This is a genomic window from Streptomyces lydicus (assembly GCF_004125265.1).
GTDB classification, from domain to species: Bacteria; Actinomycetota; Actinomycetes; order Streptomycetales; family Streptomycetaceae; genus Streptomyces; species Streptomyces lydicus_C.
The window spans coordinates 7,592,538-7,611,446 of record NZ_RDTE01000003.1 but is presented as its reverse complement, the minus strand read 5'-3'; the positions used below and the strand labels follow the sequence as shown (position 1 = coordinate 7,611,446).

The window sequence follows — 18,909 nt, the reverse complement described above, 5'->3', positions numbered from 1 at the left end:
ACTCCCGGGCGGACGGGGGCCGGACGCCCCGCGTCACCCCTGGGCGGCCGATCACCGCTCGTCGCAGCGCGACCGCCCATCGCGGTGCGACCGCCCGTCGCAGTGCGACCCCTCGTCGCAATGCGCCCCCTCGTCACGGTGCGACCCCTCATCGCGGTGCGGGCCCCCTCCACGCCCCACCCGCTTCCAGATCAGCATCATCCCCAGTCCGAGCACGATCAGCGCGACGAGCACGATGACGCCCTTGAGCGCGGCGTCGGCCACCAGGTGAGCCAGGAGATCGGATCCTTCGCCATCTCCGCCCCGGGCAAGGACGAGTGACGCGAGGCCGTCACCGGCCACCCCGCCGACGCCGGTCATCGGACCTCACCCCGTCCCGGATTCCGCTCGCGCTGCCGCTGTCCGCTCCCGTCGTCGTCCAGGCGCCGGGCCGCCGCCCGCACCACCGCGCCGGCCACCGACCCGCTGCCGCGGGACATCCCGCCCCGGCTCCGCGCGGCGCTCCGGTCGTCCAGATAGCGGCTGACGGCATGCGCGGCGGGCGCCGCATACCGCCGCGCGGCACCGAGTTTCCCGCGGCGCCTGAGAACGAGCGCCACGGCGAAAACCAGCAGGCCCAGCGCCACCAGGCCGCCCGCGATCAGGCCGAATCGGATGAGAAGAAGGTTCAGAACCCGCTCCACGGCCATCCCTCCATTCTTTGTATCACATGTGTGATAGAAAACAATTTATCACAGCCGTGATACAAAGGGTCCATGCCCAAGCAGGTGGACCGAGAAGCCCGGCGCCGCGACGTCGTCGACGCCCTCTTCCGCGTCGTCGTACGCGACGGCATCCAACGCGCTTCGCTGCGCACCGTCGCCGACGAGGCTCAGCTCAACATCGGTTCGGTGCGGCACTACTTCGCCGGCCAGGAAGAGCTGATGCGCTTCGCGATGCGGTCGATGCTCGACCGGGTCGGCGCCCGGCTCCAGCGCCGCGTCGACGCGTTGGGCGATCTGAGCGGGCTGCCCGCGGCGCGGATCCGCGACTGCGCGGTGGAGCTGCTGTCCGAACTGCTGCCGCTGGACGACAGCCGGCGCGCCGAGGTCACCGTCCTCGTCGACTTCTCCACCGCCGCCCGGACCCAGCCCGCCCTCGACGACCTCGCCCGGGAGACCGCCACCGGCACCCGGTCCCTCGTCCGCCGCATCCTCGCCCGCCTCGACACGGCGGGCGGCCTGCGGCCGGGACTCGCCCTCGACACCGAGACCGAGCGGCTGACGTCCCTCCTGGACGGCCTCGCCTTCACCGCCGTCCTGCGGTCCGACGTGCTGGACGCGGCGACCTGCGCCAGGGTCCTGCGCGCCCATGTCGACGACCTCGGACCGGCCACGGCCTGAACGCGGACGGCCCCCGCCGTGATGGCGGGGGCCTCATGGTGTCTGCCGGACGGCGGGGCGCCGTCGCGCCGTCAGGCGGTGGCGGCCGGGCGCCCGGCGAGCGCGTCCAGGTCGGCGCGGGTCAGCCCGGTCAGCCGGGCGACCTCGGCGGTGTCCACGGCGCCGCAGTCCAGGCCGCGCAGCAGATAGCCGCTGAGCGCCTTGGCGGTGGCGGGTTCGTCCATGACATCGCCGCCGGCCTTGGCGACGTACGCCGCGAGCCGGGCCGCGGCCTGCTCCAGGCCCTCGCGGTAGAAGGTGTAGACCGCCGCGTAACGGGTGGGCAGATGGGCCGGGTGCATGTCCCAGCCCTGGTAGTACGCACGGGCCAGTGAGCGGCGCACCAGGCCGTGGTGCAGGCGCCAGGCGGCGTGCACCTGCTCCGTCGGGCCGACCGGCAGGACGTTGGTGGACCCGTCGGAGAGACGGACGCCGGTGCCCGCCGCGGCGACCTGCATCACGGCCTTGGCGTGGTCGGCCACCGGGTGGTCGAGGGACTGATGGGCGGCGCTGACACCGCAGGAGGCGCTGTAGTCGAAGGTGCCGTAGTGCAGGGACGTGGCGCGGCCCTCGGCGGCCTCGATCATGCGGGCGACGGTGGCGCGGCCGTCGGCGCCCAGGATGGACTGGGTGGTCTCGATCTGGATCTCGAAGCCGATCCGGCCGGCCTCCAGGCCGTGCGCCTTCTCGAAGGCCTCCAGCAGCCGGACCATGGCGGTGACCTGTTCGGCGTAGGTGACCTTCGGGAGGGTCAGCACCAGCCCTTCGGGCAGACCGCCGGCCGCCATGAGGCCGGTGAGGAAGATGTCGAGGGTGCGGATACCGCGGTCGCGGACGGCGGCCTCCATGCACTTCATCCGGATGCCCGTGTAGGGGGCGGCGGTGCCTTCCCGGTAGGCGGCGGACACCAGGGCGGCGGCGCGGGCCGCGGCCTCGTCCTCCTCGGCGTCCGGGCGGGGGCCGTAGCCGTCCTCGAAGTCGATGCGGAGATCCTCGACGGGCTCGCGGGTCAGCTTGGCCCGGACCCGGTCGTGGACGTCCACGGCGAGCGCATCGGGGATGCCGAGGACGGCGGCGAGCGCACCGGCGTCGGGGGCGTGCTCGTCGAGGGCGGCGAGCGCCTGGTCCCCCCAGGAGCGCAGGGTGCCGGCGGCGAAGACGTCGCCGGGGACGTAGACCGTGTGGACCGGCTGGCGGGTACCGGGGTCGCCCGGGTAGCGCCGCGCCAGATCGGCGTCCACCTGGGCGAGGGCGGCTCCGATGCCCTCGCGTACGGTGTCCGCGAGGCTCGTCGCCACCGTCTCCTGCTGCCCCATTCGATGCCCTCCCGGTGCGCACGCCCGCCGATCGAGCGTTTTCCGTTCAACGGAATCAACAATCCGTATAGCGAAGTTAACGGGGTCGGTTTGCCGAGGTCAACACCCCCGCCCCGGACGGCGCAGGTCACGGCGCACGCACCTGCCCGGGAAACTCCGTGGCGGGTCCGCCGCGGTAACGCCAGACTCACCCTCATGACTTGGATCGCACCCTCCGTCGAACGCAGAGAACTCCCCACCACGGCCGGTGAACGGGAGATGCTGCAGGGCTGGCTCGACTTCCACCGTGACACCCTGCTCGCCAAGTGCGCGGGCCTGACGCCGGACCAGCTCGTCGAGGCGAGCGCCGCACCCTCCACCCTGACGCTGCTCGGCCTGGTGCGCCATATGACTGAGGTCGAACGCACCTGGTTCCGGACACGCTTCGTGGGTCAGCGGATCGGCAACCTCTACTTCACCGACGACGATCCGGACGCCGACTTCCACGACGCCGACCCGGCCGGCGCCGAGCGCGATGTCGCCGCGTTCCGCGCCGAGTTCGAGGCCTGCGACAAGGCGGTGGCGGACCGCGGGCTGGACGAGACCTTCTCCCCGCGCCCGGGACGCACCCTGAACCTGCGCTGGATCTATGTCCACATGATCGAGGAGTACGCCCGGCACAACGGCCACGCGGACCTGCTGCGCGAGCGGATCGACGGCGCCACGGGCGCCTGACGGCGCGGCACCCGACCGACGGCGCGCCCCGGCCGCGATGACAGCACGAGGCCCCGTACGCACCGCGCGTACGGGGCCTCGTGCGAGGGCCGGAGCCGGGCTCCGGCGGGACGGTGGTCAGCCCTTGCGGGTCTTGACCTCGTCGGTGAGGGCCGGGACGACGTCGAAGAGGTCGCCGACCACGCCGTAGTCGACCAGCTCGAAGATCGGCGCCTCTTCGTCCTTGTTGATGGCGACGATCGTCTTCGAGGTCTGCATACCGGCGCGGTGCTGGATCGCGCCGGAGATGCCCGCCGCGATGTACAGCTGCGGCGAGACCGACTTACCGGTCTGGCCGACCTGGTTGGTGTGCGGGTACCAGCCGGCGTCCACCGCGGCACGCGAGGCGCCGACCGCCGCACCGAGCGAGTCGGCGAGCGCCTCGATGACCGGGAAGTTCTCGGCGCCGTTGACGCCGCGGCCACCGGAGACCACGATCGCGGCCTCGGTCAGGTCCGGGCGGCCGGTCGACTCGCGCGGGGTGCGCGAGACGATCTTGGTGCCCTTGGAGGAGTCGGCGACGGTCACCGCGAGCTGCTCGACGGTGCCGGCGGCCGGAGCGGCCTCCGGGGCGGCCGAGTTGGGCTTGACGGTGATGACCGGGGTGCCCTTGGTGATGCGGGACTTGGTGGTGTACGAGGCCGCGAAGACGGACTGCGTGGCCACCGGGCCCTCGTCGCCGGCCTCGACGTCGACGGCGTCGGTGATGATGCCGGAGCCGATGCGCAGCGCGAGGCGGGCGGCGATCTCCTTGCCCTCGGCGGAGGACGGCAGCAGCACGGCCGCCGGGGAGACCGCGTCGTAGGCGGCCTGCAGCGCGTCGACCTTGGGGGCGACGAGGTATTCGGCGAACTCGGGCGCGTCGGCGGCCAGCACCTTCACGGCGCCGTGCTCACCGAGGATCTTCGCGGCGTCCTCGGCCTTGGCACCGAGGTGCACGGCTACCGGCTCGCCGATGCGGCGGGCGAGGGTGAGCAGTTCGAGGGTGGGCTTGCGGACGGCGCCGTCCACGTGGTCGACGTAGACAAGGACTTCAGCCATGGGATTGCTCTCCTGCGGGAAGAATGAGGGCGGTGGAAAGGACTGCGGCTCAGATGAACTTCTGGCCCGCGAGGAACTCGGCGAGCTGCTTGCCGCCCTCGCCCTCGTCCTTGACGATCGTGCCCGCGGTGCGGGCCGGACGCTCGGCGGCGCCGTCGACCTTGGTCCAGGCGCCCTCGAGGCCGACCTCGTCCGCCTCGATCTCCAGGTCCTCCAGGTCCAGGGACTCCACCGGCTTCTTCTTGGCGGCCATGATGCCCTTGAAGGAGGGGTAACGCGCCTCGCCCGACTGGTCGGTGACGGACACGACGGCCGGCAGCGCGGCCTCCAGCTGCTCGGTGGCGGTGTCGCCGTCGCGGCGGCCGGTGACCTTGCCGCCGTCGACGGACACCTCGGAGAGCTGGGTGACCTGAGGGACGTTCAGGCGCTCGGCGAGCAGCGCGGGCAGCACACCCATCGTGCCGTCGGTGGAGGCCATACCGCAGACCACGAGGTCGTAACCGGTCTTCTCGATGGCCTTGGCCAGCACCAGCGAGGTGCCGAGCGCGTCGGTGCCGTGCAGGTCGTCGTCCTCGACGTGGACGGCCTTGTCGGCGCCCATCGACAGCGCCTTGCGCAGCGCGTCGTTGGCGTCCTCGGGACCGACCGTGAGAACCGTGATCTCCGCGTCGTCGGCGGCTTCCTTGATCTGCAGGGCCTGCTCGACGGCGTACTCGTCGAGCTCCGAGAGCAGACCGTCCACGTCGTCACGGTCGACGGTCAGGTCCTCGGCGAAGTGCCGGTCGCCGGTGGCGTCGGGCACGTACTTCACACAGACAACGATCCTCAGGCTCACGCCGGCTCTCCTACCTGCTTCGTCTCTTCAGAACTGCCTTGTGCTGGCAGCATAGGCGCCTGTCGGGGCGGCTCCCGGTCGGTTGCGGTTCCCCACGCCGACCGTCATATTACTCGCCAGTACATCGACTCTCGTGCCCCGAAGCAAGGCCGTCGAAATGTGACCTTGCCAACGGACCCGGGCGGCGGACGAAGCGGCGGGAAGGGAACCCGTCAGTCCCTCAGCGCGTTGAAGCGTCCCTGGTGGTAGAGCAGCGGACGGCCGGGTCCCGCGGGGTCGCCGACGACCGGGCGGGCGAGGACGATGCGGTGGTCACCGGCGGGTACCCGCGCCACGACCTGGCACACCAGCCAGGCCAGGACGCCGTCCAGGAGGGGCACCCCCTCGGGTCCGATGCGCCAGGAGGTGGCGGGACCGAACCGGTCGGCGCCGCTGCGCGCGAAGGTGGCGGCCAGTTCCTGCTGGTGCTCGCCGAGTATGTGGACGCCGATGTGCTCGGCCTCAGAGACGGCCGGCCAGCTGGAGGCACCGGTGCCGATGCCGAACGAGAGCAGCGGCGGGTCGGCGGCGACGGAGGTGAGGGAGGTGGCGGTGAAACCGACGGGGCGGGAGCCGTGCGCGGTGATCACCGCGACGCCGGCGGCGTGCTGCCGGAAGACCGAGCGCAGCAGCTCGGGAGAGGCGGTGCGAGGCGTACCGAGGCCGGGCGAGGCCGTCATGGAATTGTCCTTCTGCTGTGGTGTACGAGCCCGGGAAGAGCCGCCGACGGCAGTGCAGCGGTCGGCGGCGATGGTGTCGTCGCTGCTCACACGCCCGGACAGCGGGCGCTGGCGGTCCGCAGAAGATCGACGTGGGCGCGTCCGTACAGAGGGGTTCCTGGCCGCATCACGTCAGAGTGACGATGTGTGACCCACAGCGTCAAGGGGCGCCCGCCATCTGGGAGATCAATCACGGACCGCAGCGCCCAGCGCCGCGATGACATCGGCCTTCCGGGGCTGCCCGGAGGCGCGGCGGACGATCGCGCCGTCCGCGTCGAGCACCAGCACCGTGGGAGTGCGCAGCACGTTCAGGTGGCGTACGAGGTCCAGATGGTCCTCCGCGTCGATCTCGACATGGGCCACCCCCGCGACCATGCCGGCGACCTCGGCCAGGGTGCGCCGGGTGGCCCGGCAGGGCTGGCAGAAGGCGCTGGAGAACTGCAGCAGGGTGGCCCGCTCCCCCAGCTCCGCGCCGATCTCGGCGGCACCGAGCCGTCCCCCGTCGTCCTGCTCGTGCACCTTCGGCCTCCTCTTACAGCGCGGTGCCACCTGCCGACAGGGCTCGCCGCCGCGAGCACCGCGATGCACACCATGCGTCCAGTCATCGAGGGTTGCAGCGTTCACGGGACCGCAAAGATTCCCGGGTCCCCGTGCGGCCGGTACTCGTGCGGCCCCGTCCGCGGGAGGGTGGGGACATGCTGTCGGCACCGGGGCCGCGGTGGCGGGGGCTCGCGGCCACCGGCAGTGCGCTCGCCGCGGCCTTCTCCACGCCGCGTTCGGCCACTACCCGGAGTGCGAGAGGTATCTTCTGCAGCGGAGAGCGCCGGCCGAGCGGTCTCCACGTGACAAGAATCTCCCGGTCCTGGCGGCCGACGCGCTGGCCGCGGCGGCCGACATCGGGCACGATCTGCCGAAAGTCGCAGTTACGGCTGCGTAGGTTTCCGCCGGGAGAACCCTCCCCAGGCGTGGAAAAGGGGTCCTCCGGACAATGGCAGAGCTCGTCTATCCGCCGGTGATCGGCGCCGCCCGCACCCTCTTCAAGGCGCTCGATCTGAAATTCGACATCGCCGGGACGGACCACATTCCGCGCCGCGGCGGGGCGGTTCTGGTGAGCAATCACATCGGGTACCTGGACTTCGTCTTCGCCGGACTGACGGCGCGTCCCGCCAAGCGGCTGGTGCGCTTCATGGCGAAGGAGTCTGTGTTCCGGCACAAGGTGTCCGGGCCGCTGATGCGCGCGATGAAGCACATCCCCGTGGACCGTGCGCAGGGGATGCACGCCTACAAGCACGCGCTGTCCGCCCTGCGTTCAGGCGAAATCATCGGGGTGTTCCCCGAGGCGACGATCTCCGAGTCCTTCACCCTGAAGACCTTCAAGTCGGGTGCGGTACGGCTGGCCCAGGAGGCCGGGGTGCCGCTGCTGCCGGTGGCGCTGTGGGGCACCCAGCGGCTGTGGACCAAGGGCCACAAGCGCGATCTGGGCCGGAACCACCTGCCGATAACGATCCGGGTGGGGGAGCCGATGGAGGCCGATCCGGCCGAGCAGGCCGAGAAGATCACCGACCGGCTGCGGGCCCGGGTGCAGGACCTGCTGGAGGCGGCGCAGCGCGCCTACCCCGTGCGCCCCAAGGACGGCGAGGACACCTGGTGGATGCCGGCCCATCTCGGCGGCACGGCACCCGCCGCGCCCGGGACCGCCGGATAGCGGTCACGGCGGCCGGAGCACACCGTCGCCGCCCCGCGCCCGGGGCGGCCGGTCCGGCGGGCCCGCTCACGGGGTCCAGATGTCGCCGATCTCGATACGGGCGCCGGGGCAGGCCTTCTGCAGCGTCTCGGCCAGCTCGGCGCCCGCGGCGCTCAGCGCGTCGAGGGTCATGGGAGCCATCCGCTCCAGCAGGAAGAGGGCGCTGACCGAGTCCTCGGTCAGCCGGGTGCGCACCCCCTGCCGCCAGTTCCAGCGGCGGCAGGTGACGCCCTCGTCGTCACACCAGACCACCTCGCCCGCATCGGGGTGCTCGACGGTCTCGGCGCCGCCGGCCGCGGTCACGAAGGGCTCGTCGCCGGTGGCCCGCACGAGCCGCATACCGCCCTGGATACGGTCCAGGTCCTCGCCGCCCACCGGGATGAGGTGGGCGACGCTGAGGGCGTTGTAGAGGTCGACGAGGCGGTTGATGCGGGGCAGGCCGCCGTCCGCGAGCGCCCTCCTGGCCAGCGCCTCGGCCGAGTTGCGGGTGCGCGACGGCTTGCTGCCGAAGGCGGTGTACGCGGCGCGCCAGGCGGCGAGGTGCGGATCGTCCTGCGGGGCACGCCCGTCCAGACGTCCGGCGAGGCGGCGGGTGGCCTCGTCCAGGAGCGCCGCGCCGGCCTCGTCACTGGGCCCGTTGGTCAGCCCGTGGGCTTCGACCGCGAGGTAGCCGAACCCGGGCGCCAGCTCCCGCACCTCGTCGGAAACGTGCAGGCGACAGGTCGTACCGGAGACGTGCGAAGAGCTGGGCATCGGGCCGTTCCTCAGAGATCGGTGGGGAGCATCTGCCAGAGGTGAGGCCGGTCGACGGCCTCCTGGAGGCATTGCAGCACGGCCGGGTGCGGTTCAGCAAATAGCACCGGGTAGTCCACTTCATTGGACTCGGGACGCACGGGGAAGGCCAGCTGCTCATGATCCAGACGGAACTGCGCATCGACACCCGGCTTGTTGCCCCGTGGATCCTGCCGCGCCCAGCGGTCCTCGCCCGGCAGCCGGACGGCGATCAGGCCGTGAACGGTGTCGAGCTTCTGGTAGCACAGCCCGGCGGGAATACCCCTCGCCCGCAGCAGGGCCACCAGCGCGTGCGCCTTGGCGTAGCAGATACCGGTGCGCCGCGCGAGCACGTCCGAGGCGCGCCAGGTGACGCGCAGGTCGCCGGAGTCCGCGCTGTGCGGGATGGTGTCGCGGACGAATTCGAAGGCGGTCTTGGCGTATGCATATGTGTCGGGGGCTTCGGCGGCGAGGGTGGCGGCGGTGGCCCGGACACGCGGATGGTCGTGATCGATGACCTCGTCGGCTGCCAAGTAGGCAGCGATTTCCGGGGTGTTCTGTATCAGCTCCATACCGGGGAACGTAGCGATGCGCCCGGCCGAGGGTCAATGACTTTTCGGCTGGACGCATAGCTATTCATGCTGAGGTGATGCGGGAGCTAGCGGCCCATCTCCTCGCGGAGTGCGGCGAGGAAGCCGTCGACGTCCTCCTCGGCGGTGTCGAACGCACACATCCAGCGCACCACACCGGCCGCTTCGTCCCAGAAGTAGAAGCGGTAGCGCTTCTGCAGCCGCTCGCTCACGTCGTGCGGCAGCCGGGCGAACACGCCGTTGGACTGCACGGGGTAAAGGATCTCCACCCCGTCGATCCCCCGTACCCCGGCCGCCAGCCGCTGCGCCATGGTGTTGGCGTGCCGGGCGTTGCGCAGCCACAGATCCTTGGCGAGCAGCGCCTCCAGTTGGACGGAGACGAAGCGCATCTTGGAGGCCAGCTGCATGGACAGCTTGCGCAGATGCTTCATGGCGCGCACCCGGTCGGGGTTGAGCACGACCACGGCCTCGCCGAAGACGGCACCGTTCTTCGTGCCGCCGAAGGAGAGGATGTCGACGCCCACGGCGTTGGTGAACGCCCGCATCGGGACATCGAGCGTCGCCGCGGCATTGGCGATCCGCGAACCGTCGAGGTGCACCACCATGTTGCGCTCATGCGCGTGGTCACAGATCGCCCGGATCTCGTCGGGCGTGTAGACCGTGCCGAGCTCCGTGCTCTGGGTGATCGAGACGACCTGCGGCATGGCGCGGTGCTCGTCGTCCCAGCCGTACGCCTCGCGGTCGATCAGCTCAGGGGTGAGCTTGCCGTCCTCGGTGGGCACGGTGAGCAGCTTGAGCCCGCCGATCCGCTCGGGTGCGCCGCACTCGTCGACATGGATGTGCGCGGACTCGGCGGCGATCACCGCCCCCCAGCGGTCGGTCACGGCCTGCAGGGCGACGACATTGGCGCCGGTGCCGTTGAACACCGGGAACGCCTCGGCGCGCTGCCCGAAGTGGCTGCGGAAGACCCGCTGCAGGTGCTCGGTGTACTCGTCCTCGCCGTAGGCGACCTGATGGCCGCCGTTGGCAAGGGCGAGCGCGGCGAGCACCTCGGGGTGCGCACCGGCGTAGTTGTCGCTGGCGAAGCCGCGTATCTCGGGGTCGTGATGCCGCCGGGCGTCGGTCTTCGCTCCGGTCACGGCTCGGGGGTCAGCCACAGACGCTGTCCATTCACTTCCTGGGCGGGCCGGCTCCAGACCCCGGCGATGGCCTCGGCCAGCTCCGTGACATCCGTGAAGCCCGCGAACTTGGCGTTCGGTCGCTCGGCGCGCATCTGGTCGTTGACGAGCGCCTTCACGATCAGGATCGCAGCCGCGGCGCGCGGTCCCGTCTCACCCCCCGACTTGCGGAAGCCGTCCGCCATGGCGAGCGTCCAGGCCTCGGCGGCGGCCTTGGAGGCGGCGTAGGCGGCGTTGCCCCCGGTGGGCTTGCTTGCGCCGGCCGCGCTGGTGAGGAGGAAGCGGCCGTTGCCGCTGCGTTCGAGGGCTTCGTGGAAGGCGAGCGAGGTGTGCTGGACGGTGCGGACCAGCAGCTTGTGCAGCATGTCCCAGTCGGCCAGGTCGGTCTCCGCGAAGGTGGAGGAGCCGCGCCAGCCGCCGACGAGGTGCACCAGGCCGTCGATCCGGCCGAATTCCTTCTCCGTTCGAGCCGCCCATTCGCGGGTCTGGTCGAGGTCGAGGAGGTCGACGGTGTCCCCGATCACCGTGGCGCCGCCGTGGGCGTAGCGGGCCGCGTCCACGGCCTCCGCCAGCCGCTCGGGGTTCGAGTCCGAGCCGACCACCACCGCACCCGCTTCGGCCAGTCGCAGCAGGGTCGCGCGACCGGCCGGTCCGGCCGCTCCCGCCACCGCGATGACCGCACCCTCCAGCGGCCCCTGGCCGCCCGTCGAAGTAACCATCTCCGTCGCCTCCTCGTCCTGCTCCTGGACGGCCTTCGGCCGGGTGTTCCGGTCGTTCGTCATGCCGCCGCCAATTCATCGCTGTGGGCCGTGATGCCCTTGGTGGATGCGATCACAGTGCGCAGCTTCTTGGCGAGCGCCTCGTAGAACATGCTCAGCGGGAACTCGTCGGGGAGCACGTCGTCCACGAGTTTGCGCGGCGGCTGGTCGAGGTCGAGGGCATCGGGACCCTTGGCCCAGACCGAGCCCGGGTGCGGCGCGAGGTAGGTCGAGACGAGGTCGTACGCGGCGAACCAGTGGACCAGCTTGGGCCGGTCGATGCCGTCGCGGTAGAGCTTTTCGATCTCGCCGCACAACTGGTTGGTGACCTTGGGCGCGCGCTCCCAGTCGATGTGCAGTGTGTTGTCCGTCCAGCGTACGACGTCGTGCTTGTGCAGGTACGCGAAGAGCAGCTGGCCGCCGAGGCCGTCGTAGTTGCGGACCCGGTCGCCGGTGACGGGGAACCGGAACATCCGGTCGAAGATCACGGCGAACTGCACATCGCGGGCCTGGGAGTACCCCTCGGCCTCCAGCTTTACGGCCTCCTTGAAGGCGGTGAGGTCGCAGCGCAGCTCCTCCAGGCCGTACATCCAGAACGGCTGGCGCTGCTTGATCATGAACGGGTCGAACGGCAGGTCACCGTGGCTGTGGGTGCGGTCGTGCACCATGTCCCACAGGACGAAGGCCTCCTGGCAGCGCTCCTGGTCGGCCAGCATCTCGCGGATGTCCGCGGGGAGTTCGACGCCCAGCGTCTCGATGGCGGCCTCGCTGACCCGGCGGAAGCGGGCGGCCTCGCGGTCGCAGAAGATCCCGCCCCAGCTGAACCGCTCGGGGGCCTCGCGCACGGCGATGGTCTCCGGGAAGAGCACCGCGGAGTTGGTGTCGTAGCCGGCCGTGAAGTCCTCGAAGGCGATGCCGCAGAAGAGGGCGTTGTCGTAGCGGGTGCGCTCCAGCTCGGCGAGCCAGTCCGGCCAGACCATGCGCAGGACGACGGCCTCGAAGTTGCGGTCCGGGTTGCCGTTCTGGGTGTACATGGGGAACAGCACGAGGTGCTGGAGGCCGTCGGCGCGCTGGCGGGCGGGCTGGAAGGCGAGGAGGGAGTCCAGGAAGTCCGGCACTTCGAAGCCGCCGTCGGCCCAGCGGCGCAGGTCGGCGGCGAGGGCCTGGTGGTAGGCGGCGTTGTGCGGCAGCAGCGGGGCGAGCTCCCCGACGGCCGCGGCCATCTTGTCGACCTCCGCACGGACGGCCTCGGCGGTGGGCGCGCCCTCCGCCTCCAGGTCTATGGAGCCGTCCTTGGACTGCCAGGGACGGATGGTCTCGACCGCGTCCTTGAGCACGGGCCACGCCGGGTGCGCGACCACGCTCTCCGCGGTCGCGGTGGCCTCCCGGACACCCACAGGCGAAAGAATTTCCGTCATGACTGCCCTCCGGCGATAGATCGTGTTGTCAGAACACGGTAACCAGCCGAGGATGGCCCGCTCAAGGGGAGTCGTTGAAAATTATTCTGTCGACACCCCGCACTCGCGCGTCTTTTTCCTGTCACCAGTGGCCTGGACGGCACTTCCTCCCAGTAATGCCAAGGGTTTCGGCGGTTCCTCCGGCTCTTCGACGGCAGGGAAACCTCCTGGTCGTGTGGCATATGCCATACGACCGGGGAACGCCGCGGACCGGTCCGGTCGACGGCGCACCGTCAGCGCTGCACGGACTCGCCCACGCGAGGGTGAGGCGGTCTGAAGCCGGATATGGCGGGTACCCGTACTGGACACACCGCGGTCCGGTCCGGCAGCCCGATTTCCGCCGGTCGGTCCCGTTAGGCTGTGCGCCATTTCGTAGCGCCGTTGCCGACACCCGACGGTCGGCACGGGTACGGAGCCGACACCAGCACCGAGCCGACAGAAGCGAGGCAGCCTTGTCCTTTCTCACCATCGGACACCGCGGGATGATGGGCGTGGAGCCGGAGAACACTCTGCGGTCCTTCGTGCGCGCCGAGCACGAGGGCCTCGACGTCATCGAACTCGATCTGCATCTGAGCAAGGACGGCGCGCTCGTGGTGATGCACGACGCGGATGTGGACCGGACCACCGACGGCGCCGGCCCGATCGCCGAGCGCACCCTCGCCGAACTCCGCGAACTCGATGCCGGCCGGGGCGAGCGCATCCCCGTCTTCGAGGAGGTCGTCGAGGCGGTCAAGGCGCCGTTGCAGGCCGAGATCAAGGACGTGGCGGCCGCGCAGGCGCTGGCCGAGGTGATGCGGTCGCGCGATCTGGTCGGCCGGGTCGATGTGATCTCCTTCCACGACGAGGCGCTGGCCGCGATCCGGACCCTGCTGCCCGGCGTGCGGACCGCGCTGGTCGGCAGCCGGTACGGCGCGGACGTGGTCGACCGTGCGCAGGCCGTCGGCGCGACGATGCTCTCGCTGAACATCCGCCGGCTCACCCTGGAACTGGTCGAGCGGGCGCATGCCGCGCAGTTGAAGGTGGTGGGCTGGACGGTCAACACGCACGATCAGCTGCGCCTGGCGCGCGGGCTCGGTCTGGACGGTGTGGTGACCGACCAGCCGGAGATCCGGCGGGCGGTCCGCTTCACGGCGTGAGGCAGTACGGATTCAGGGCATGAGGCGGTGCGGGTTCACGGCGTGAGGCGGCACGGATTCACGCCGTGAACCGGCACAAGTCGTGGCGAGCCGGGTGGGGCGTACCGAGCCCTCGGGCCCTTCGAGCTCTTCGGGCCCCACCCCGGAAACCGGGAAATGCGCAGTTCACAGCGCCGCCATGCACGTCCACGATGCGGACGTTTTCCCGGTGATCTCGACAGATGGCCTCGTGCCCTGCCACTCTCCCGCCATGCGCCTTGCCAACCGCCCCCTCCGCCTTGCCGCTTGCGCCGCCGTCGCGCTGCTCGCCGCGGCCGTCGGCTGTGCCCCGCAGGACGAGTCCCCCGGTGGTCCCGGGGCCGCCGGGCAGGGCAAACAGAGCTGTGACCGCGGCAAACTGGCCACCGTGGCGGACGGCAAGCTCACGGTCGGCACCGACAAGCCCGCCTACGCACCCTGGTTCCAGGACGACGACCCGGCCAGCGGCAAGGGCTTCGAATCGGCCGTCGCCTATGCCGTCGCCCGCCAACTGGGCTACGGCAAGGGCGCGGTGCGCTGGCAGACCGTGCCGTTCGCCAACGCCTTCGCGCCCGGCCAGAAGAAGTTCGACTTCGACGTCAACCAGATCTCCATCAGTCCGGCACGCAAACGGGCCGTCGCCTTCTCCTCGGGCTACTACGACGTGCGCCAGGCGGTCATCGCGCTCAAGGGATCCCGGGCCGCGCACGCCAAGAGCATCGCCGACCTCCGTCATCTCAAGCTCGGTGCGCAGGTCGGCAGCACCAGCCTGGACGTCGTCAATGACACCGTCCGGCCGGATCAGCAGCCCGCCGTCTTCCAGAAGAACGACCTCGCCAAGTCCGCGCTGAAGAACGGCCAGGTGGACGCGGTCCTCACCGATCTGCCGACGGCCTTCTACATCACCTCGGCGGAGGTGAAGGACGCCGAGGTGGTCGGGCAGTTCGCGGCCACCGGCGCCGGGAAGGAGCAGTTCGGCCTGGTCCTGGACAAGGAGAGCCGGATCACCGGGTGTGTGACGGCCGCGGTCGACGCACTGCGCAAGGACGGCACCCTCGCCGCGCTGGAGAAGAAGTGGCTGACCGACGCCGTATCCGTGCCGGTGCTCAAGTGACGTACGGAGAAGGTGTGTCGAAACTGCTGACGGCACGGGCCGGTGCCGACGACGGGTATGTGCCCTCTCAGCGGCGGATCGAGCGGGAGCGCTTCCGGCGGACCAGGACGCGGCGCGCCACCGCCGTCGCCGCGCTGAGCACCCTGGTCACCGCGGCCGTCCTCTACTTCGTCATCACCCGCTCCCCCGGCTGGCCGCGGACCCGGGAGACGTTCTTCAGCACCGAGTACGCCGCCAAGGCGCTGCCGAAGGTGCTGGAGGGGCTGCTGCTGAATCTGCGGCTGCTGGTGGTGTGCGGAGCGGCAGTGCTGGTGCTCGGGCTGCTGCTGGCGGTGGCCCGGACCCTGCGCGGCCCGGTGTTCTTCCCCCTGCGTGCCCTGGCCGCCGCGTACACCGACTTCTTCCGCGGACTGCCGCTGATCATCTGTCTGCTGATGGTGGTCTTCGGGGTGCCGGCGCTGCGGCTGCAGGGCGTGACCACCGATCCCGTGCTGCTCGGCGGCTCCGCGCTGGTGCTGACGTACTCGGCCTATGTCGCCGAGGTCTTCCGGGCGGGCATCGAATCGGTGCACCCCTCACAGCGGGCCGCAGCCCGGTCGCTGGGACTGTCCAGCGGCCAGGCGCTGCGCTTCGTGGTGCTGCCGCAGGCGGTACGGCGGGTGGTGCCGCCACTGCTGAACGATCTGGTCTCGCTGCAGAAGGACACCGGTCTGGTGTCCATCGCGGGTGCGGTGGATGCCGTCTACGCGGCACAGATCATCGCCGGCAAGGACTTCAACTTCACTCCGTATGTCGTGGCCGGGCTCGTTTTCGTGGCGCTGACGATCCCCATGACGCGGTGCACGGACTGGGTCACGGCCCGCATGGACCGCAGGCGCGCCCAGGGAGGACTCGTATGAGCACGACGGACGACGCCCCGCGGCCGGCCGACGGGAAAGCCGGTGAGACGGTCGGTGAGACGGCCGCCGAGACTGCAGGGAAGGCGGCGCCCGGCGGCGGTCCGGTGCTGCGGCTGGAGTCCGTGCGCAAGACGTACGGGCGCGGCACGGTCGTGCTGCGGGACGTGGATCTGGCGGTCCCGCCGCACACCGTGACGGCGCTGATCGGCGCCTCGGGGTCGGGCAAGTCCACGCTGCTGCGCTGCGCGAATCTGCTGGAGGAGATCGACGACGGGGCGATCTTCCTGGACGGCGCGGAGATCACCGATCCGCGGGCGGACGTGGACGCGGTGCGCCGCCGGATCGGCGTGGTCTTCCAGGCCTACAACCTCTTCCCGCACATGACCGTGCTGGACAACATCACGCTGGCGCCCCGCCGGGTGCACGGGGTACCGCGCGCCGAGGCGGAGGCACGGGCCCGTGAACTGCTGGACCGGCTCGGGCTCGGAGGGCGGGCCGGGGAGTACCCGGACCGGCTCAGCGGCGGTCAGCAGCAGCGGGTCGCGATCGTCCGGGCGCTGGCCGGGCGGCCCCGGCTGCTGCTGCTCGACGAGATCACCGCGGCGCTCGACCCCGAGCTGGTCGGGGAAGTGCTCGGCGTGGTCCGCGATCTCAAGGAGGAGGGCATGACCATGGTCATCGCCACCCATGAGATGGGCTTCGCGCGGGAGGTCGCCGACCAGGTGTGCTTCCTGGACGGCGGGGTGGTGGTGGAACGCGGGACGCCGGAGCAGGTCTTCGGGGACCCGCAGCAGGACCGCACCCGGCAGTTCCTGCGGCGGATCATCGAGGCGGGACGGCTGTGAGCGGCGCCGGCCGGCCCGGTAGCTCCGCCAACGCCCGTCGGCGAACCGTCAGACCGGGGCCGGGAACGCGAACCGCACGTCGGTCAGCCGTTCCGACACCTCCCACAGCCGACGACCGGTCTCGGGGTCGGCAGCTGCGGAGGACAACTCCACCCGCGTCGGTCCGCCGCGCAGCTCGGCCAGGCCGTCCGGTCCGATGAAGTCCCCGCCCTCCACACTCGGGGCGGTCGCGGCGTACAGCTGCGGCAACGCACCGTGGGACGGGGGCTGGGCGAACAGCGGATTGCCGATGCGGCCGAACACCACCCGCCACAGGCCGACCGGCGCGCTCACCTGGAGGTTGGTGGCGGTGTAGCCGGGATGGGAGAGCACGCTGCGCACGGGGCTGTTGGCCTCGGTCAGCCGCCGGTGGAGTTCCCGTCCGAAGACGGCATTGGCGAACTTCGACTGGTTGTAGAAGGCCATGGGCGAGTACCTGCGCTCGCCGGAGAGGTCCTCGAAGCGGATGCGGCCCTTGCGGTGGTTGACCGAACTCACCGTGACCACGCGGGGGTCGCGCCCGGCGGCCAGTGCGTCGAGCAGCAGCCCGGTGAGCGCGAAGTGGCCGAGGTGGTTGCAGCCGAACTGCACCTCGTGGCCCTGTGCACTCAGCGAGCGGGGCGGCGCCATCACACCGGCGTTGTTGACGAGCACGTCCAGCCGCGGATGGTCGGTGCGCAACTGACCGGCGAAGGCTCGCACCGATTCGAGATCGGCCAGGTCGAGGTGGCGTACCTCAAGACGGGCGCCCGGCTGCTCGGCGGTGATCTCCGCGGCCGCCCGGTGGCCCTTCCCCTCGTCGCGCACCGCAAGGATCACATGCCCGCCGTGCCGGGCGAGTTCCCGGGTGGTCGCGAGGCCCAGACCACTGTTGGCCCCGGTCACGACGAATACCCGCTCGGTCTGGTCCGGGATCCGCTCGGCAGTCCAGCGCTGCTTCTGTGTCATGCGGCATAGAATGCCGCGCATGGCACTCGGTGTCAACGCGCTACTGAATGCCACACGCGGCATCGCGCTACGATGGCCCGGTGAATCCCCGATCTGACCTCACCCTGGCCCAGCGCAAACGTCAGCTCGTCTCGGACGAACTCACCGAAGCGGCGCTGCAACTGCTGGCGCAGAAGGGATTCGAGGCGGTAACGGTCGACGAGATCGTGGCCACGGCCGGCGTCTCCAAGCGCACCTTCTTCCGGTACTTCGCGTCCAAGGAAGACGTGGTTGTGCGGTTCCTGGCCGACCTGGGCACCGGCATGCACGCGGAGCTGGCGGCCCGCCCCGTCGAGGAGCCGCCCTCCGCGGCGCTGCGGCACGCCGTCTCGGCCCCCCTCGCCGCCTGCGCCGACCACTCCGAGCGGGCACTGCGAGTGGTCCAGCTGATTCTGCGTACCCCCGCCCTGAACGCACGCTTCCTGGAGCGCCAGGCACAGTGGCGCGACGACCTGACCGCCGCGTTGGCGCACCGCCTGGGGCTGACACCCGAGACCGATCTGTACCCGCGTCTGGCCGCCGGGATGGCGCTCAGCGCCTTCGACGCCGTGCTGCAACGGTGGAGCGACAGCGACGGCGCCCAAGACCCGGCCGCACTGATCGACCGGGCCTTCGCCGTCGTCGGACCGGGGTTGGACGCGGTCGTCTAGAGGGAGACGCCTCCTAGGCGAGCGGCTTGACCAGCAGCTCGAACTCCAGGTCGGCGCGCTGCGGAATGCCGAACCGCTCATCGCCGTACGGGAACGGGGTGAGCTGCCCGGTACGCCGGTAGCCGCGGCGCTCGTACCAGGCGATCAGCTCGTCGCGCTGCCGGATGACGGTCATCCGCATCTCGCCGGTGCCCCACAGGTCCCGGGCGGTCCGCTCGGCCTCCGCGAGGATCACCTTGCCGAGGCCGCCGCCCTGGAGTTCCGGGCGCACCGCGAACATCCCGAAGTACACATGGTCCCCGCGGTGTTCGAGCTGGCAGCAGGCGATCAGGGTGGCATCCCGTTCGGCGATGAGCAGCCGGCCGCTCTCGCCCCGCACCACGGCGGCGACGCCCTCCGGGTCGGTGCGCTGTCCGCCCAGCAGGTCCGCCTCCGTCGTCCAGCCGGCCCGGCTCGCGTCCCCGCGGTACGCCGACTCGATGAGGTCGACGAGCCCGGGGATATCCGCGTCGTGGGCGGTACGGAAGGTCAGCTCGCTGGTGGGCATGGTGTGCGCAGTCCTCTCGGGGCCGGACGAAGGGCTGAGCGGAGGCTAACAA

General features: G+C 70.9%; 22 protein-coding genes. 8 read left to right on the top strand and 14 right to left on the bottom strand.

All coding sequences use genetic code 11. From position 1 onward, the window contains the following. Positions 1 to 51: 51 nt before the first annotated feature. Together D9V36_RS36105 and D9V36_RS36100 are read right to left on the bottom strand one after the other, a co-directional pair. On the bottom strand, positions 52 to 360 hold the full coding sequence (locus tag D9V36_RS36105; RefSeq protein WP_129297472.1) for a hypothetical protein: 309 nt from the start codon (positions 358 to 360) through the stop codon (positions 52 to 54). Then, positions 357 to 683: a hypothetical protein gene (locus D9V36_RS36100; protein ID WP_206739771.1), complete on the bottom strand. Its 327-nt coding sequence runs from the start codon at positions 681 to 683 to the stop codon at positions 357 to 359. Before D9V36_RS36100 ends, D9V36_RS36105 begins: the two co-directional genes overlap by 4 nt. A gap of 72 nt (positions 684 to 755) precedes the next feature. Here D9V36_RS36100 and D9V36_RS36095 point away from each other — a divergent pair, with 72 nt between their 5' ends. Then, positions 756 to 1,382: a TetR/AcrR family transcriptional regulator gene (locus tag D9V36_RS36095; protein WP_129297470.1), complete on the top strand. Its 627-nt coding sequence runs from the start codon at positions 756 to 758 to the stop codon at positions 1,380 to 1,382. A gap of 71 nt (positions 1,383 to 1,453) precedes the next feature. Here the strand turns inward: D9V36_RS36095 and D9V36_RS36090 are convergent, their stop codons facing one another. Continuing rightward, complete coding sequence (locus D9V36_RS36090; protein WP_129297469.1) at positions 1,454 to 2,737, bottom strand: DUF6986 family protein; 1,284 nt, start codon at positions 2,735 to 2,737, stop codon at positions 1,454 to 1,456. Positions 2,738 to 2,932: 195 nt separating this feature from the next. Between D9V36_RS36090 and D9V36_RS36085 the strand changes: the two genes are divergently transcribed. After that, on the top strand, positions 2,933 to 3,451 hold the full coding sequence (locus D9V36_RS36085) for a DinB family protein (RefSeq protein WP_129297468.1): 519 nt from the start codon (positions 2,933 to 2,935) through the stop codon (positions 3,449 to 3,451). A 117-nt stretch (positions 3,452 to 3,568) separates the two neighbouring features. Here the strand turns inward: D9V36_RS36085 and D9V36_RS36080 are convergent, their stop codons facing one another. From D9V36_RS36080 to D9V36_RS36065, 4 genes are all read right to left on the bottom strand, one after another. Further along, complete coding sequence (locus tag D9V36_RS36080) at positions 3,569 to 4,531, bottom strand: electron transfer flavoprotein subunit alpha/FixB family protein (RefSeq protein ID WP_129297467.1); 963 nt, start codon at positions 4,529 to 4,531, stop codon at positions 3,569 to 3,571. 49 nt (positions 4,532 to 4,580) lie between these two features. Then, positions 4,581 to 5,366, bottom strand: a complete 786-nt coding sequence (locus D9V36_RS36075; RefSeq protein WP_086716699.1) for an electron transfer flavoprotein subunit beta/FixA family protein — start codon at positions 5,364 to 5,366, stop codon at positions 4,581 to 4,583. A 212-nt stretch (positions 5,367 to 5,578) separates the two neighbouring features. Further along, the gene (locus D9V36_RS36070) at positions 5,579 to 6,085 is read right to left on the bottom strand and encodes a flavin reductase family protein (protein WP_129298920.1); all 507 of its coding nucleotides are present in this window, start codon (positions 6,083 to 6,085) and stop codon (positions 5,579 to 5,581) included. Positions 6,086 to 6,310: 225 nt separating this feature from the next. Next, the gene (locus D9V36_RS36065) at positions 6,311 to 6,643 is read right to left on the bottom strand and encodes a TlpA family protein disulfide reductase (protein ID WP_129297466.1); all 333 of its coding nucleotides are present in this window, start codon (positions 6,641 to 6,643) and stop codon (positions 6,311 to 6,313) included. A gap of 469 nt (positions 6,644 to 7,112) precedes the next feature. Between D9V36_RS36065 and D9V36_RS36060 the strand changes: the two genes are divergently transcribed. Continuing rightward, positions 7,113 to 7,829 carry a lysophospholipid acyltransferase family protein gene (locus D9V36_RS36060; RefSeq protein ID WP_129297465.1) on the top strand — a complete coding sequence of 239 codons (717 nt, stop codon included), beginning with the start codon at positions 7,113 to 7,115 and terminating at the stop codon, positions 7,827 to 7,829. A 66-nt stretch (positions 7,830 to 7,895) separates the two neighbouring features. Here the strand turns inward: D9V36_RS36060 and D9V36_RS36055 are convergent, their stop codons facing one another. The 5 genes from D9V36_RS36055 to D9V36_RS36035 all read right to left on the bottom strand — a co-directional run bounded on the left by D9V36_RS36055 (position 7,896) and on the right by D9V36_RS36035 (position 12,583). Further along, entirely contained in the window at positions 7,896 to 8,621 is a 726-nt protein-coding gene (locus D9V36_RS36055; RefSeq protein WP_129297464.1) for a B3/B4 domain-containing protein, read from the bottom strand. Between the two features lie 11 nt (positions 8,622 to 8,632). Then, complete coding sequence (locus D9V36_RS36050) at positions 8,633 to 9,211, bottom strand: transglutaminase-like domain-containing protein (RefSeq protein ID WP_129297463.1); 579 nt, start codon at positions 9,209 to 9,211, stop codon at positions 8,633 to 8,635. Between the two features lie 86 nt (positions 9,212 to 9,297). Further along, a complete protein-coding gene (locus D9V36_RS36045) occupies positions 9,298 to 10,368 on the bottom strand; it encodes a threonine aldolase family protein (RefSeq protein WP_431357772.1) in 1,071 nt (356 codons plus the stop codon). Next, the gene (locus D9V36_RS36040) at positions 10,365 to 11,189 is read right to left on the bottom strand and encodes an SDR family NAD(P)-dependent oxidoreductase (protein WP_129297461.1); all 825 of its coding nucleotides are present in this window, start codon (positions 11,187 to 11,189) and stop codon (positions 10,365 to 10,367) included. Before D9V36_RS36040 ends, D9V36_RS36045 begins: the two co-directional genes overlap by 4 nt. Next, a complete protein-coding gene (locus tag D9V36_RS36035; protein ID WP_129297460.1) occupies positions 11,186 to 12,583 on the bottom strand; it encodes a DUF6421 family protein in 1,398 nt (465 codons plus the stop codon). The genes D9V36_RS36040 and D9V36_RS36035 overlap by 4 nt, the downstream gene beginning before the upstream one ends. 491 nt (positions 12,584 to 13,074) lie before the next feature. Here D9V36_RS36035 and D9V36_RS36030 point away from each other — a divergent pair, with 491 nt between their 5' ends. The 4 genes from D9V36_RS36030 (at position 13,075) to D9V36_RS36015 (ending at position 16,634) form a co-directional block, all read left to right on the top strand. Next, positions 13,075 to 13,758 (top strand): glycerophosphodiester phosphodiesterase, encoded by a 684-nt coding sequence (locus tag D9V36_RS36030; RefSeq protein ID WP_129297459.1) that lies wholly within the window; start codon positions 13,075 to 13,077, stop codon positions 13,756 to 13,758. 250 nt (positions 13,759 to 14,008) lie between these two features. Next, positions 14,009 to 14,890, top strand: coding sequence for an ABC transporter substrate-binding protein (locus D9V36_RS36025; protein ID WP_129297458.1), 882 nt, complete (start codon positions 14,009 to 14,011; stop codon positions 14,888 to 14,890). A 14-nt stretch (positions 14,891 to 14,904) separates the two neighbouring features. Next, the gene (locus tag D9V36_RS36020) at positions 14,905 to 15,789 is read left to right on the top strand and encodes an amino acid ABC transporter permease (protein WP_129297457.1); all 885 of its coding nucleotides are present in this window, start codon (positions 14,905 to 14,907) and stop codon (positions 15,787 to 15,789) included. Then, a complete protein-coding gene (locus D9V36_RS36015) occupies positions 15,786 to 16,634 on the top strand; it encodes an amino acid ABC transporter ATP-binding protein (RefSeq protein WP_277753538.1) in 849 nt (282 codons plus the stop codon). The genes D9V36_RS36020 and D9V36_RS36015 overlap by 4 nt, the downstream gene beginning before the upstream one ends. A gap of 48 nt (positions 16,635 to 16,682) precedes the next feature. Here the strand turns inward: D9V36_RS36015 and D9V36_RS36010 are convergent, their stop codons facing one another. Next, on the bottom strand, positions 16,683 to 17,621 hold the full coding sequence (locus D9V36_RS36010; RefSeq protein WP_129297456.1) for an oxidoreductase: 939 nt from the start codon (positions 17,619 to 17,621) through the stop codon (positions 16,683 to 16,685). Positions 17,622 to 17,668: 47 nt separating this feature from the next. On the opposite strand from D9V36_RS36010, the gene D9V36_RS36005 reads away from it, so the two are divergent. Next, positions 17,669 to 18,310: a TetR family transcriptional regulator gene (locus tag D9V36_RS36005; RefSeq protein ID WP_129297455.1), complete on the top strand. Its 642-nt coding sequence runs from the start codon at positions 17,669 to 17,671 to the stop codon at positions 18,308 to 18,310. A 13-nt stretch (positions 18,311 to 18,323) separates the two neighbouring features. Here the strand turns inward: D9V36_RS36005 and D9V36_RS36000 are convergent, their stop codons facing one another. Beyond that, positions 18,324 to 18,857 carry a GNAT family N-acetyltransferase gene (locus D9V36_RS36000; RefSeq protein WP_129297454.1) on the bottom strand — a complete coding sequence of 178 codons (534 nt, stop codon included), beginning with the start codon at positions 18,855 to 18,857 and terminating at the stop codon, positions 18,324 to 18,326. Positions 18,858 to 18,909 lie beyond the last annotated feature (52 nt).

Excerpts from the sequence above, each read along its gene's own strand:
- D9V36_RS36090 (WP_129297469.1), bottom strand. The coding sequence starts at position 2,737 with ATGGGGCAGCAGGAGACGGTGGCGACGAGCCTCGCGGACACCGTACGC.
- D9V36_RS36040 (WP_129297461.1), bottom strand. The coding sequence starts at position 11,189 with ATGACGAACGACCGGAACACCCGGCCGAAGGCCGTCCAGGAGCAGGAC.
- D9V36_RS36000 (WP_129297454.1), bottom strand. The coding sequence starts at position 18,857 with ATGCCCACCAGCGAGCTGACCTTCCGTACCGCCCACGACGCGGATATC.
- D9V36_RS36080 (WP_129297467.1), bottom strand. The coding sequence starts at position 4,531 with ATGGCTGAAGTCCTTGTCTACGTCGACCACGTGGACGGCGCCGTCCGC.
- D9V36_RS36025 (WP_129297458.1), top strand. The coding sequence starts at position 14,009 with ATGCGCCTTGCCAACCGCCCCCTCCGCCTTGCCGCTTGCGCCGCCGTC.
- D9V36_RS36035 (WP_129297460.1), bottom strand. The coding sequence starts at position 12,583 with ATGACGGAAATTCTTTCGCCTGTGGGTGTCCGGGAGGCCACCGCGACC.
- D9V36_RS36050 (WP_129297463.1), bottom strand. The coding sequence starts at position 9,211 with ATGGAGCTGATACAGAACACCCCGGAAATCGCTGCCTACTTGGCAGCC.
- D9V36_RS36060 (WP_129297465.1), top strand. The coding sequence starts at position 7,113 with ATGGCAGAGCTCGTCTATCCGCCGGTGATCGGCGCCGCCCGCACCCTC.
- D9V36_RS36005 (WP_129297455.1), top strand. The coding sequence starts at position 17,669 with ATGCCACACGCGGCATCGCGCTACGATGGCCCGGTGAATCCCCGATCT.
- D9V36_RS36055 (WP_129297464.1), bottom strand. The coding sequence starts at position 8,621 with ATGCCCAGCTCTTCGCACGTCTCCGGTACGACCTGTCGCCTGCACGTT.
- D9V36_RS36015 (WP_277753538.1), top strand. The coding sequence starts at position 15,786 with ATGAGCACGACGGACGACGCCCCGCGGCCGGCCGACGGGAAAGCCGGT.
- D9V36_RS36010 (WP_129297456.1), bottom strand. The coding sequence starts at position 17,621 with ATGACACAGAAGCAGCGCTGGACTGCCGAGCGGATCCCGGACCAGACC.
- D9V36_RS36095 (WP_129297470.1), top strand. The coding sequence starts at position 756 with ATGCCCAAGCAGGTGGACCGAGAAGCCCGGCGCCGCGACGTCGTCGAC.
- D9V36_RS36070 (WP_129298920.1), bottom strand. The coding sequence starts at position 6,085 with ATGACGGCCTCGCCCGGCCTCGGTACGCCTCGCACCGCCTCTCCCGAG.
- D9V36_RS36085 (WP_129297468.1), top strand. The coding sequence starts at position 2,933 with ATGACTTGGATCGCACCCTCCGTCGAACGCAGAGAACTCCCCACCACG.
- D9V36_RS36105 (WP_129297472.1), bottom strand. The coding sequence starts at position 360 with ATGACCGGCGTCGGCGGGGTGGCCGGTGACGGCCTCGCGTCACTCGTC.